The sequence below is a fragment of the Microcoleus sp. FACHB-68 genome, assembly GCF_014695715.1.
Classification (GTDB): domain Bacteria; phylum Cyanobacteriota; class Cyanobacteriia; order Cyanobacteriales; family Oscillatoriaceae; genus FACHB-68.
In genome coordinates this window covers 57,857-72,052 of sequence record NZ_JACJOT010000003.1, presented here as the reverse complement: position 1 = coordinate 72,052, position 14,196 = coordinate 57,857, and the positions used below count along the sequence as shown (strand labels likewise).

The 14,196-nt window shown below is 46.4% G+C and carries 8 protein-coding genes; 4 read left to right on the top strand and 4 right to left on the bottom strand.

All coding sequences use genetic code 11. The features are described 5' to 3' along the window. The first annotated feature begins 75 nt into the window (after positions 1 to 75). Both H6F73_RS02815 and H6F73_RS02810 read left to right on the top strand, forming a co-directional pair. On the top strand, positions 76 to 1,443 hold the full coding sequence (locus H6F73_RS02815; protein ID WP_190757307.1) for an NAD(P)/FAD-dependent oxidoreductase: 1,368 nt from the start codon (positions 76 to 78) through the stop codon (positions 1,441 to 1,443). Positions 1,444 to 1,607: 164 nt separating this feature from the next. Next, complete coding sequence (locus H6F73_RS02810; protein WP_190757306.1) at positions 1,608 to 2,855, top strand: cation:proton antiporter; 1,248 nt, start codon at positions 1,608 to 1,610, stop codon at positions 2,853 to 2,855. Between the two features lie 153 nt (positions 2,856 to 3,008). On the opposite strand, the gene H6F73_RS02805 is transcribed toward H6F73_RS02810, so the two are convergent. From H6F73_RS02805 to H6F73_RS02795, 3 genes are all read right to left on the bottom strand, one after another. Beyond that, entirely contained in the window at positions 3,009 to 3,530 is a 522-nt protein-coding gene (locus H6F73_RS02805; RefSeq protein WP_190757305.1) for a hypothetical protein, read from the bottom strand. Positions 3,531 to 3,860: 330 nt separating this feature from the next. After that, complete coding sequence (locus H6F73_RS02800; protein WP_190757304.1) at positions 3,861 to 4,211, bottom strand: hypothetical protein; 351 nt, start codon at positions 4,209 to 4,211, stop codon at positions 3,861 to 3,863. Positions 4,212 to 4,387: 176 nt separating this feature from the next. Continuing rightward, positions 4,388 to 5,500 carry a saccharopine dehydrogenase NADP-binding domain-containing protein gene (locus H6F73_RS02795; RefSeq protein WP_190757303.1) on the bottom strand — a complete coding sequence of 371 codons (1,113 nt, stop codon included), beginning with the start codon at positions 5,498 to 5,500 and terminating at the stop codon, positions 4,388 to 4,390. An 82-nt stretch (positions 5,501 to 5,582) separates the two neighbouring features. Between H6F73_RS02795 and H6F73_RS26865 the strand changes: the two genes are divergently transcribed. After that, positions 5,583 to 5,714 carry a hypothetical protein gene (locus tag H6F73_RS26865; RefSeq protein ID WP_277882578.1) on the top strand — a complete coding sequence of 44 codons (132 nt, stop codon included), beginning with the start codon at positions 5,583 to 5,585 and terminating at the stop codon, positions 5,712 to 5,714. Here the strand turns inward: H6F73_RS26865 and crtO are convergent. Further along, positions 5,701 to 7,395: a beta-carotene ketolase CrtO gene (gene crtO, locus H6F73_RS02790; RefSeq protein ID WP_190757302.1), complete on the bottom strand. Its 1,695-nt coding sequence runs from the start codon at positions 7,393 to 7,395 to the stop codon at positions 5,701 to 5,703. The genes H6F73_RS26865 and crtO overlap by 14 nt on opposite strands. A 1,097-nt stretch (positions 7,396 to 8,492) precedes the next feature. Here crtO and H6F73_RS02785 point away from each other — a divergent pair. Then, positions 8,493 to 13,910: an ATP-binding sensor histidine kinase gene (locus H6F73_RS02785; RefSeq protein ID WP_190757301.1), complete on the top strand. Its 5,418-nt coding sequence runs from the start codon at positions 8,493 to 8,495 to the stop codon at positions 13,908 to 13,910. Positions 13,911 to 14,196 lie beyond the last annotated feature (286 nt).

Here is a 14,196-nt window from a genome sequence, read left to right as displayed (position 1 = left end):
AAACGAGCCGGCGGTAAAGCAAGTCAACTTTTTTCTTGAAACAGATATTAACCTATTCTATAAAAAGGAGCCACCATGAGGTTAGAAGAAGTCGAAAATCAGTCTCCTCACCAGGTCGTAATTGTTGGTGGCGGATTCGGCGGACTTTATGCAGCGCAGGAACTTAGACGCGCCTCTGTAGAAGTCACGCTCATTGATAAACGTAATTTTCACCTATTTCAGCCCCTCCTTTATCAAGTAGCCACCGGCAGCCTGTCTCCCGCCGATATTTCCTCCCCCCTCCGCGCCATATTAAGTGGGAGTAAAAACACAAAAGTTTTGATGGCAGAAGTGCTTGATATCAACCCGGATGAGCAAAAAGTTGTACTGCGTAATCAAGAAATTCCCTACGACACATTAATTGTTGCCACCGGCGTCAGCCATCACTACTTCGGAAAAGATGAATGGGCAACAATGGCACCCGGCTTAAAAACTGTAGAAGACGCTATAGAAATGCGGCGTCGCATCTTCCTGGCTTTTGAAGCTGCAGAGAAAGAAACCGATCCAGAAAAACGCCGGGCTTGGTTAACATTTGTCGTCGTTGGAGGTGGCCCTACCGGCGTCGAATTAGCGGGTGCTTTATCAGAACTTGCTTACAGCACACTCAAGAACGATTTTTCTAAAATTGACACCACAGAAGCTCGAATTTTATTGCTAGAAGGCATGGATCGAGTGCTGCCCCCTTACCCCCCAGAGTTATCAGAAAAAGCGCAAAAATCGCTGGAACACTTGGGCGTCACCGTGCGGACTCGCACGCTGGTAACCAATATTGAAGACCATGTTGTTACCCTGCGCTGCGGTGACGAAACCGAACAAATTCAGGCGCAAACAATTTTGTGGGCTGCCGGCGTCAAAGCATCAGGAATGGGACAAATCATTTCCCAACGCACCGGCGCAGAACTGGATCGGGTTGGGCGAGTGATGGTGGAATCGGACTTAAGCGTAAAAGGGCATCCCAATATTTTTGTCATTGGCGACTTGGCGAATTTTTCCCACCAAGAGGACGGCAAACCGCTTCCAGGCGTTGCACCCGTCGCCATGCAAGAAGGGCAGTATCTCGCTAAACTTATTAGAGCCAAACTTGCCGGGAAATCTCTGCAACCTTTTCGCTATTCTGACTATGGCAGCTTAGCCGTGATCGGTCGCAATAAAGCGGTTGTGAATTTAGGTTTCGTGAAGTTTTCTGGGTTCCCAGCTTGGTTGGCTTGGGTGTTCGTTCACATTTACTACCTGATTGAATTTGATAACAAACTGATCGTCATGATTCAGTGGGGCTGGAACTTTTTCACGCGCAAACGCGGTGCACGTTTAATTACCAATCAAGATGAGAAGATTGAAGTAGAAGGAGAGGTAGAAAATTTTGAGCGGATGCCGGTGACTAACAAATCTCCTGTTGAGGTTTAATCAATACTTAAAAAGCGGTTAAGAATAAGGGTGCATCTTCCTCAGGTTATACAACCAACGGGGATCAATTTAGATTGTAAAATCCTCCCAAAAGGAAGATTCGCAGCAAAAGGTTGTGAGAGTAAACTCATGAAGCAACCACCCTTAACTGTGCGAACGCTTTTGTGGATACTTACTTTGTCAGCCTGTTTGTCATTGGCTTTCTTTTGCTTCTCGTCACCCTCGGTTCTGGCTGGATTTCACGGTTACCGTTATCCTACGCCCTGATTTATTTGCTTGTTGGGATCGGTTTAGGTGAATACGGAGTTCAGCTAATTAACTTACGACCCGACGCCAAATTTCTAGAACGAATCACGGAATTTGTTGTTATTGTTTCTGTATTTAGCTGCGGCCTCAAAATGAAGCGACCCCTGAAATTGTGGGCGTGGAATATAACGGCGCGGCTGATTGGATTTTTAATGCCAATTTCCATCTTTGCCATTGCTGCTGCCGGCCATTGGATTTTAGGTTTTGGTTGGGGTCCTGCTATTCTCCTAGGAGCCATTCTCGCACCGACTGACCCAGTTTTGGCTTCCGAAGTTCAGATGGCCCACATGGAAGATAAAGACGAATTGCGCTTTGGCTTGACTTCAGAAGGTGGTTTAAATGATGCGCTGGCTTTTCCGTTTGTCTATTTTGGGCTTCACGCATTAAAAGATAACAATTGGGATAACTGGCTTAAACAGTGGGTTGCCATCGATTTAATTTGGGCAATTGCCGCCGGCATCGTCATGGGAATTGTGGTATCAAAAGCAGTTGTTTGGGTTGACAAGCAACTTCAAAAATACCGCCCCGTTGATAATTTGATGGAAGATTTCATTGCCCTCAGCACAATTTTACTCACCTATACCCTCACAGAATTTGTCAATGGTTATGGATTTCTCGCTGTTTTTGTGGCCGGTGTAGTCTTTCAGAAAACTTACCACGATCCGGAAAAATCGCTTTCTCAGCTAGAATTCACAGAGCGAATTGAAAAACTCATGGAAGTCGCTACCATTCTGCTCTTAGGTTCGCTCCTGCGATTTCAACCGATGATAACTTATGCCGGCGACAGCCTAATCATCGGCGTATTGGTGCTTTTAGTAATTCGACCGCTCGGAGCGTGGCTGAGTACACTAGGCGGGTATTGGCAACCAAAAACCCGCTGGCTCTTTGGCTGGTTTGGCATTCGCGGTGTTGGGTCTTTATATTATCTAGCCTATGCATTTAGCCACGGGTTAAAAGATCAAACAGGTGAGCGACTTGCTTGGATTACTTATACAACAATTGTAATTTCTGTCATTATCCACGGAATTAGTTCAACGCCTTTAATGAACTGGTATCACGACAAGGTTGAACCAACCCAGCCTTCCATCGTAGAAAGCAGTAAATAGCTGAAAAATTAAGCGCTACTTACTGCTTTTTTTGTCAGATGTGATTTGTTATTTTGTAATTTGCCGGTGTCCGAACAAACCGGCAAATTACTCCTTTAAACCAAAAACCCTAAAACCATTTACCAGGCTATCAAGCGCAGTTAACACCGGCTTTTAGCGTCCGTCTCTGTCGATGTCACCGGGAATCGCCCGTTCAACCCGGTTCCACGCATCGCGGGTTGCGTGCTTGGCTTTATCCCAACCCAAGCGTGAACCGCCACGATCCGCTTCATAATGACGCTGTAGATCCGGTTCTAACTCGTCGTAGCTTTTGCCAGTGCTGTAGTAGGTTCTGTAACCTTCATAGCCGGTGCGATAGGCCGGCTGATAGTCGTCATATCCCATGCCCTGCTCAACGTAGGATTGAGACGTATAGTTATCACGCCAGTAAGCATCTTCCACGGTAGGATCGATGGCTTCAGCAACGCCCTTGCCGGCTAATCCACCAGCGACTGAACCCACCACAGCGCCTATAACCGCGCCCACGGGGCCGCCAACTGCTGCACCAATTGCTGTACCGGCAGCCCCTGCGCCGGCTGCACCAATCCCCGTACCCACTGGATGTGCTCCGGGCTGACCGGAAAGCGGGTCACGGTTGGCATCTGGTTCGTTTGTATTGTGTCTGTCGTTACTCATAAGTATTGCTTCCTTTTCGAGTTCTTTCTTAAACCTACTCTTTAAATTCCCCTGCAAACATCTTTCTGAAGAGTGACATTTTCCCGTATTTGTTTATTAGTTATTTAACTTTTATTTAATAAAAATTTTTGGCCATTTCTTTAGTTTCAATCTTTATAGTTTAGTTAAAATTTATTTCAATTACATATAAAAATCTTCATTAAAAAATAAAACTTTTAATATCAAAAACTCCACCTAAACAACAGTTTAAATGGAGTTATCGTTGAAACTCAGGAAGGAAAAATTGAGCTAATTATATAGCATCACACCTACCATTTAGTTCCTTATAACCTAATCTTGGCCAGTCACCTTTTCAAGGGCCTCTTCGGCTTTTTCAATTAAGCTAGGGCCGGGATTTTCTTCTTTGTATTCCTCTAAATTTTCTTCGTAAACCTTCTCGATGCTTTTCTCGCTCTCAGCGTCCTTTACGGCTTCTTCATAAGCCTGTTCCCGACTCAGACCGGCTTGAGGATCGAGGACATCAGGATCGGGTAGAACCGGCTTTTTACTTACGGCTGTTGCTGCATAACTTGGCTGAGGAGCGAAGATGAATAAACCGGACACGCCGATTAAACTCATCAAGCACACAATCACAACGCTCTTGCGTAATGCTTGCCCCAAGGTTTGTAAAATTCGCTGCATATAAAATACCTCCTCTGACTTTTTTGTTTGGAATTTGTACTGCGACGTTTAGCTACAAGAAGCATATTACGCTGACAACTCCAGCGTTTACTTCTACCGGCAGGCAGATTCAAGCATTCAGCAAATTAAAAATTGTTACAGCAACAATGAATAACTATATAGACAGATAAAGACGGTTAGTGCTGCAACGTTTCTTGATGAATCTTCAGGCCGCGAGTTTCTAAGCAGTGTTCAAATAAATCAGTTGGTAGTGCTTGTTCAACCGGCCACACTCCAGGCTTATTCAGCTTGCCAGACAAAATGAACTCAGCAATGGTGCCGGTGCCAATGCCGGTGGCAACTGCGGCGTTGTCATGCACCACACTCGTGCAATAAGTTGCCGGTTCTCCGTTCTTGCGTCCCGATACCTCAGATCGAACCGCCACCCCAGTCCCGATAATCCGATCCGTCACATTCGTCATGCGATAACTGACGTGAGACAGAAACTCAATCACTGCATTATTCCGCAACCAACTCGATGGCCACAAGTTTGCGACGATCCAAGTCATGTGATTGTAAAGATCCGGGGCGGTGCCAAACTTGGTAATCACCGTTTTCACGCCAGGGAAGGATTCAGGCAGCGTGAAAGCTTCCGGCATATCAAACCAGTAAACGCCGGTTTTGCCATAAGGGGCGGGAAACTGAATCGTTTCGCGTTGGGTGTACGGCTTTACCTGTTGCCACTGACCATCGACCCAAACATCAAAAGGACTTTGCAGACCTAAAAACGTCGTTCGCATCACCGTCATGCCGGCACCGCCAGAACTCCCCACCACATAGGTTAAATGGATGCGTTCTGCCTCATCTAACTGCTCAATGCCCTGGCGCACCATGCTATTAGAAACCCCAGGAAAGATGCCGGTGTTAATAATCGCCGTCACCCCAGCCGCCTTCGCCGCCTCAGTGCAATCTAGCGCCTTACGGGTAAAACTGCGGCTGTCACTCACATCCACATAATTCACACCCTCCTCAATGCAAGTTTTGAGAACATTTGCATCTCGATAGTGAAAAGGGCCGGCACAGTGGACAACCAAATTAGAATCGGCGATCGCCTTTCTCACCACCTCGTGTTCCGCCAAATCCAAAGCCACAAAATCTACTTTAGGACCCAAATCATCACTGACTTGCTCCGCTGTATCTGGGTTACGCCCAGTAATCATAATTCGCGCATCCGTATGGTTCAGTAAATCTCTCGCCACACTGCTGCCAATGCGCCCTCGTCCGCCAAGAATTAAAACACGATGTGTCATCTCTAAATAATCGCTAACACTAACTTCAGTTCATCATTTTTAAGTGATCCCATTCATCTGTACAAAGGATGAACAATTTAGAATGAAAAATGAAAAACGTGCCAGCAAGCCGGTTTCAAATTTCAAAGTTCTTGCCCAAAAGCTTACAGAAACTTCTTCACCCTTGTACGGGCATGGCACTGCCATGCCCCTGCCAACCCTCATGTTTTCTTAAACAAATCCTTTGCGGTTGACTTAAGAGAATTCGCCGCATCACTAAGCGTCTGAGCGATCGGCTGCTGCGTGTGTATGAAGATGCGGGCGGTATTGCGTCCCGGCATCCCAGAAATAGACCCACCCGGATGAGTGCCGGCCCCTGTGAGAAACAGCCCTTCTATCGGCGTTTTATAGTTTGCCAACTCTGGCAAGGGGCGGAAGAATATCATCTGATCCAGAGTCATGTCGATGTGGTAGTAATTGCCTTTATAGGCTCCCAAACGTGCCCCCAATTCCGCTGGACTTTCCACCCGGCGAGCGATTGTAGCTTTCTTGACATTTGGCGCATAATCGGCAAGCTTGTCGATGACGCGATCAGCCACCTTGTTCTTCAGTTCATCCGTCCAGCCGGTGCCATTCAGGCCGGTTCCCTCCGCGCCGGCAATTTGGTAAGGAGCAAAAAACTCAATCCAAACCGTATGCTTACCGGGGGGTGCCATTGATGGATCAAGCATCGTCGGCTGCACCACATACATCGAGGGATCGGAATCTGGAATCTTGCCAACACTCGATTCACTGTGCGATATCTCAACCTGTCTAACCGAGTCAGCAATGAGAATTGAACCGATTAAATACTCATCTTTGTGTTCGTGATGCTCAAACCGCAGGGGTTCATCCATCGCCAAGTCAATTTTGAGGATGGTTTCGTTGTTGTTGACGATCCGACGTTCCAAACGCTCACGCAGAGCGGGATCGGCGGCATCCACATCGCTTTCATCCACCAATTGTAAAAATACTCGCTTCGCATCAATATTGGAAATAACGCCGCGTTTTGCCCGATATTCGGTGCCATTCGCCACCCGAACGCCCACAGCGCGACCGTCATCAATTAAGATTCGCTCAACGTGCTGATCTGTGAGAACTTCTCCGCCTAGGCTTTTAACTAACTTAAGCAATGCTTTTACTAAAGCGCCGGTGCCGCCACGAGGTCTAGCCATACCGGGGTTGTGACGCATTGCCATCATGATTGCACCCACCGCAATGGTTTTTTGGGAGGGAGGCGCACCGAGTTCGGCTGCGAGTCTTGCTAAGGGTGCTTTTAAAAATTCCGAATCAAACCATTCATTTATGATGTCTTCGGGGCTGGTAAGCATGGTGCGAATAAAGTCCAGCGTTTTGTCAGGCCCACCCAGGATGGAAAATAGTTTTTTCAGCTTTTCGATGTCGTAGTTGCCGGCGATATCAAAAAGTGATTTAGGCGGCGCGTTGAACATGGGAATCATCGCACCAATGACACGCTGCCAGAAATCTGTGTATTCTGCGTATTTTTTAGCGTCGCGCTCGTTATACCGGCCTATTTCTGCACAGGTTTTTTCAACTGATTTATGTCCCAAGAAGTATTTGCCATCGGGATGGGGGCAAAAAACGACTGGATCGCACCACAGATACTCTAAACCGTACTTTTCTAGTTCTAATTCTTCGATGACCGGCCCTAGATGGATAAATTCATGGTCAATGGCGCAGAGGTTAAAGTTAAAACCGGGAGCCTCTTCTGGCATGGCTTCCTCGGTGGTTGCCGCACCGCCTGGGACTGAACGTTTTTCTAATAATAGAACGCTATACCCAGCTTTGAGGAGATAAGCAGCACAGACCAGCCCGTTGTGACCGGCCCCTATGATAATGACATCATACGTTTGCATAGCTGAAGTTTTATGAGAGTTGGACTGGGCTTATCTTATAAAAGTTAACAAATTCTCAGGCTCTACCACGCGACAGAGATTGATGGCAGGTGTGCGAGGGTTGCCGGTAGCCGCGCGTGTTTTAAGCAGCCTCATCACTTAAAAAAATTACAATTCAACGCAATTGTAATGACATTAGATGTAAAATGCCGGCGCTCGGATCATGATCCATTCACTAGCCAGCCTATGATTTACGATTTAAGCCAACTGCGTGATGCTTTACTTCGGTGCAAATTCTGTGGTTCATTAGCTTGTCAAGAGAGGATTTTAACAGCGGTGTCTTTATTAGCAACTTAAAAGATGGTTACTATGTAGATCATCTAAGCAATCTATTAGGAGGACAGCACTTATATGTAACCTCTGTCTCAAAATCAGAAGATTTCGAGTCCAGCTACCACTCAATTGTTTTTGCATATTTTGGTGCGTTCTTTGGAAACGGTGAAATTTTGAGGATTATTCGTCAGTTGCGAAAGTGTTAATTTTACAGTTTCCTTATAAATTTCTTGAAGATGTTCTGCTGTCTAACAGTTCGGTTGTAGCGGACTTGCAGAATTGGTTGCTGTCGTCATAGAGGTTAATGAAAAATTAACTTCCCGCTTCATTCAAAGAATTGAGGGATGTGAATTGAATGCAAGTGGAAGAATGAGAACAACGACTTGAACGCTTAGCAATCTTTCTGTTTAGCCTAATATCCTTAAGAGTTTTATGAATACAATAATGCAGCAGAGTTGTTGCAAACATTCCTTGAAGTGGGGGAAGCCGGATTTTCGCTTTAAGATATAGATGCCGGCATCATTCCCATAAGCTCAATTTAAACACCACGACTGAACACAGTCGGTTTGGGGAACTTCGCTATGGATGCAGCATAACTTTGGAAAAGAAGCGGAAAACCTCGCCCTTAAACCAGCTTATTTCCCAACAAGTCTTATCTTGATGCAGCATAACTTTGGAAAAGAAGCGGAAAGCCCGCCCTTAAACCAGCTTATTTCCCAACAAGTCTGCTACTTAACTAAGAATTTAGGGCATCCTAGTAAAATCAAAACCTTTTTTATACACCTATGACTCCTCTAGCACAGCAACTACCAAAAATTTCTGGCTATACCTTGGTCGAGCAACTGTATCTAGGTTCCAGGACGGCTGTCTATCGAGGAGTGCAAAAGTTGAAGCAATGTCCGGTGGTGATTAAGACACTGCGGCACGACTATCCCAGCTTCAGCGAGTTGGTTCAGTTTCGCAATCAGTATGCGATCACTAAAAATATCGACATCCCAGGCATTGTCCAACCGATTAGTCTAGAACCCTATGCCAATGGCTATGCCTTGGTGATGGAAGACATCGGTGGCATCTCACTACGTGATTACATTCATGCTTGCCCTCTGACTGTCGAACAATTTTGGCCAATTGCCCTGCAAATTGTGGATGTCCTCCACCGGCTCTATCAGCAACGAATTATTCACAAAGACATTAAACCCGCCAATATTCTGATTCAGCCAGAAACTGGGCAGATTAAGGTCATTGACTTTAGCATTGCCTCCCTCCTGCCCCGCGAAACCCAAGAGATTCAAAATCTCAACGTTTTAGAAGGCACCCTAGCCTACATCTCACCGGAACAAACTGGACGGATGAACCGGGGGATTGACTATCGCAGCGATTTCTATTCCTTGGGAATTACCTTTTTTGAACTGCTCACAGGACAGTTACCATTCCCAGCTGACGAGCCAATGGAAATGGTTCATGCCCATCTCGCTAAGCAACCACTTTCTATCTGCGATCTCAACCCTGATTTGCCCATCATACTCGGTGAAATCATTCGCAAACTGATGGCCAAGAATGCCGAAGATCGCTATCAAAGTGCCCTCGGTCTCAAGCATGATTTGATGAGATGCCAGGAAGCGTATCAGGTTGCCGGCAAACACGCCTGGTTTAACTTAGGTGAACGGGATATCAGTGATCGCTTTTTGATTCCCGAAAAACTATACGGACGAGAACAAGAAGTTCAAACCTTGCTTGAGGCTTTTGGACGCGTTGCTAACGGAGCCTCCGAACTGATGCTGGTGGCAGGTTTTTCCGGCATTGGCAAAACCGCCGTCGTCAATGAAGTGCATAAGCCGATTGTGCGGTGGCATGGCTATTTCATCAAAGGCAAGTTTGACCAATTTAACCGCAATCTTCCGTTTAGCGCCTTTGTCCAAGCTTTCCGCGACCTGATGGGACAACTGCTCAGCAGTGATGACACGCAGTTGCAAGCGTGGAAAGCGAAGATCCTGGCAGCAGTGGGTGACAATGGCCAGGTGCTGATCGAGGTGATTCCTGAACTCGAACAGGTACTCGGCCAGCAACCGCCGGTGCCGGAACTCTCCGGCAGCGCTGCTCAGAACCGTTTCAATCTGCTGTTCCAGAAGTTCATCACGGTGTTCACCACGCCAGAGCATCCACTGGTCATTTTTCTGGATGACTTGCAGTGGTCTGATTCGGCTTCTCTGAATTTGCTGAAGCTACTGCTGACAGAGCGTGATCGCGGTTATCTGTTCATCATCGGAGCCTATCGGGATAACGAAGTGTTCCCGACTCACCCCTTGATGCTGATGCTGGATGAGGTCAAAAAAGCCCAAACCCTGATCCATACCCTCACCCTGGAACCCCTAAGCCAAGCAGATGTGAATCAGTTAACGGCAGATACACTGAGTTGCTCGATTGAACTGGCTCAGCGGCTGACGGAGTTGGTCTATCAAAAAACCAAGGGGAATCCCTTCTTCCTCACCCAATTTCTCAAAGCACTGCACGAGGACGGCTATATTTCGTTTGACTACCAGGCAGGACATTGGCAGTGCGACTTGGCAACGGTGAAGTTACTTGCGCTCACGGATGATGTTGTCGAGTTCATGGCACTTCAGTTGCAAAAATTGCCGGTTGCCACGCAGACTGTTTTGAAACTGGCGGCTTGCGTTGGCGCTCAGTTCGATTTGGCGACCCTGGCAATTGTCAATGAGCAATCACCCGAAGAGACTGCGATTGACCTCTGGAAAGCCTTGCAAGAAGGAGTGATTTTACCCATCACCGAGGTCTATAAGTTTTATCAGCCGGCAGAACTGAAGGTGGCTGAAGTCAACTCTTCAGCAACGTTTAACTGTTCCTATCGCTTTCTCCATGATCGCGTTCAGCAAGCTGCCTATTCCCTCATCCCTGACGAGCAAAAACAAACAACTCACTACCAGATCGGGCAATTACTACTGCAACAAGTTTCCCCAGCCGCCAGAGAAGAGCGCATCTTTGAAATCGTCAATCAGTTGAACTATGGAACCACGCTGGTTGAGGAACAACAGGAACGGGACGAACTCGCCCAACTCAACCTCACGGCTTGCAACAAAGCCAGAGCTGCCACCGCTTATCAAGCTGCCCGTGAATATGCCAAAGTGGGTCTGGAACTACTAGGAACAGACGCTTGGCACCGGCAGTATGAAATGACCCTATCTCTGCACGACCTAGCTGCCGAGGTCGCTTTCTTAGTAGGCGATTTTGAGCAGATGGATCAGTGGATTAAATCGGTGATTGATCATGCGAAAACGCCTTTAGAACAGGTGCAAGTTTATCAAGTCACAATCCAGGCATTGGTCGCCCGCAATCAATTTTTAGAGGCGATCGCGATCGGGCAATCGGTCTTCCGGATGTTGGGTGTGAATCTGCCAGACGAAACAACACTAGACGATATTCGCAAGGTGAAGCAGGAAATCGATGCCTTAATTGAGGGTCGCTCCATTGAGTCATTCCTTCATCTGCCGGCAATGACCGATCCCCAGCAGCTCGCCATTATGCAAAATGCGGCTCGCCTGACACCCGTCTGTTACATGACCGGCTCAAAGCTTTATTTCCTGGTCGTTGCGCTACAAGTCAAGTTGTCCATTCAATTTGGCAATAGTCCGGTTTCAGCCTATTGCTATGCCGGTTATGCCTTCCAACTCAGAACCCTGTGGGCAGACATGAGCAAGGTGCCTCAGTTTGGGCAACTCGCATACCAACTCGCCTCAGAGCCAGATGCCAAAAATATTCGAGCCGCAACAGCCCTGTTAATGGGAGGATATGTGGGACACTGGACGATCCATCTGCAAGAGACGCTGCCCATTCTGCTGGAAGGCTATCAAGCTGGATTAGAAACCGGCAATCTAGAATTTATGGGCTACGACGCGCAGTTGTACTGCTTCAATGCTTATTGGTACGGTCAACCGCTCGCTGAACTCGAACCGCAAATTCGCGCCTATTACCAACAGTTGTGCGACCTCCACCAAGTCACAGCAGCAAACTGTGTGTTGGCGTACTGGCAGGCGGCTCAAATTCTCTTGGGTCAGTCAGAGGACGAAATTCCCTTACGCCAGGATACCTATGAAGAAAAAGTCCTGGCTGAGGCCAAAGTCGATTTTTACCGGCTCTCCTTCTTCTACCTATATCGATTCACTTTGAATTACTGGCTGGAAGACTTTGCTAAAGCCGAACACGATGCCGCTCAAACGCGACACTATTTGGCTGGAGGGATGGGAAGTATCGTTGAACCGATCTTCTATTTCTATGATTCTCTGAATGTGCTGGCCACTCCTGGTGAATCAATGTCGGAGTCAGAGCCGCGATGGCAGCGAATGCAAGAAAATCAAGCCAAGCTAAAAGACTGGGCAGATTATGGCCCTATGAATTACTTGCATAAATATCATTTAGTTGAAGCCCAAAAGCATCAACTCCTTAATTGCAAAATAGAAGCTCTAGAATTTTATGATTTAGCAATTCAAGGAGCCAAGGAAAACGGTTATATCCAAGAGGAAGCCCTCGCCAACGAACTCGCCGCCAAATTCTACTTGGAATGGGGCAAAGAAAAAATTGCCCAAACTTATATGCAGGAAGCCTACTACGGTTATGCTCGCTGGGGCGCAGAAGCGAAAATCAATGACCTAGAAAAACGCTATCCTCAACTCCTCAAACCCATCCTGCAACAGCAAGAACTCAATCTCAATCCCTTAGAAACTATTACCAGTGTCCATCGGAATTCTGCGTCGTTATCGACTCACTCTTCCACCACCGCTACGAGTATCTCCGAGGCTCTTGATTTCGCATCCATCCTCAAAGCTGCCCAAGCTATTTCTAGTAGTATTAAACTGGATGAATTGATTGCTAGCTTAACCAGAATTCTCGTGGAAACCTCTGGAGCCAAAAAAGCGGTACTCATTTTACCCGAAAAAGATACATGGCAAGTTAGGGCAATTACATCGATTCATCTTGACGCCAATTCCTCGCCTTATATCCAAAATATCCTTGAATCACAACCAGTAGATATTTGTCAAGACATCCCCAAAAAAATTATCTATTACGTTAAGAATACTCAACAAAAAATTTTCATCGAGAACTTGCAAACAGACATTCCTGGGTTAATGGGAGAATATATGCTCACCTATCAACCTCAGAGTGTATTTTGTCTACCGATTCTCAATCAAAATAACCTAGTGGGAATACTTTATCTAGAAAATCAACTCACGAGAGGGGTATTTACCAAGGAGCGCTTAAAAGTCATTAATCTGCTGGCTTCTCAAGTTGCAATATCTCTAGAGAATGCAAGACTCTATCAAGAAGCGCAACAAGCTTTACAAGATTTACAGCAGGCACAATTACAAATTGTACAGAGCGAAAAAATGTCAGCTCTGGGGAATTTAGTTGCTGGAGTCGCTCACGAAATTAATAATCCAGTTGGTTTCATTGCCGGCAATCTAGACCCAGCACAAGACTATATTCAAGACTTGTTCAGACTGATCGACTTGTATCAGAAAAAACTACCCAATCCTGACACAGAACTTGAAGATGAAATTGAAGCAATCGATCTAGAATATCTGCAAGAAGACTTACCGAAGTTAATCGACTCGATGAAATTGGGAGTAGAACGAATTCGCGATATCAGCATCAGCTTGCGAACGTTTTCCAGAGCGGATAAAGATTACAAAGTTCCCTTTAATATTCATGAAGGAATTGATAGTACAATTTTGATTCTCAAACACCGATTGAAAGCCAATGATGACCGACCGGAGATCAAAGTGGTCAAAGAGTATGGAAACTTGTCGGCAGTTGAATGCTTCCCTGGACAACTCAATCAGGTGTTTATGAATCTCCTTGCCAATGCGATTGATGCGCTGGAAGAATCGAATCAGGGATGTAGTTTTAAGGAGATTCAAGCGAGTCCCAATTGCATCACGATTCGGACAGAAATGAAAGATAACGAGTGGGTGATGATTAACATTTCTGATAATGGTATTGGCATGACGGAAGAGGTGATGCAGCGCATTTTTGACCATCTGTTTACCACGAAAGCGGTGGGTCAGGGAACAGGATTAGGATTAGCGATCGCGCGTCAGATTGTGGTCGAGAAACATGGTGGCCGGCTGGAAGTCCAGTCGAAATTGGGACAAGGCACTGAGTTTTCCATCTTCCTCCCAGTTCGGGGTTAAGTTATCGATCCTGCTTGAAACGCTGTAAATCAACTACCGCTGTGGCACGGGACAACAACTGTGTTGCAGCGGACAGTTTAGATATCTTGGTGTAGATGCAAAGGTGATCTGCTGCCGCTGAACACGACCGTTAGATTGCTTAAGTTGCTGCTGAGGGCAGTTGTTGAAAGGTTATCTTCTATACCGGAAGGCCAGCTAACTTGATAAAAATTTGGCAGAGTAGGAAGTGAAAGAATAAACTCTCACTATATCACTATTGAATCAACCTCTTAGCAAAAATGACTTT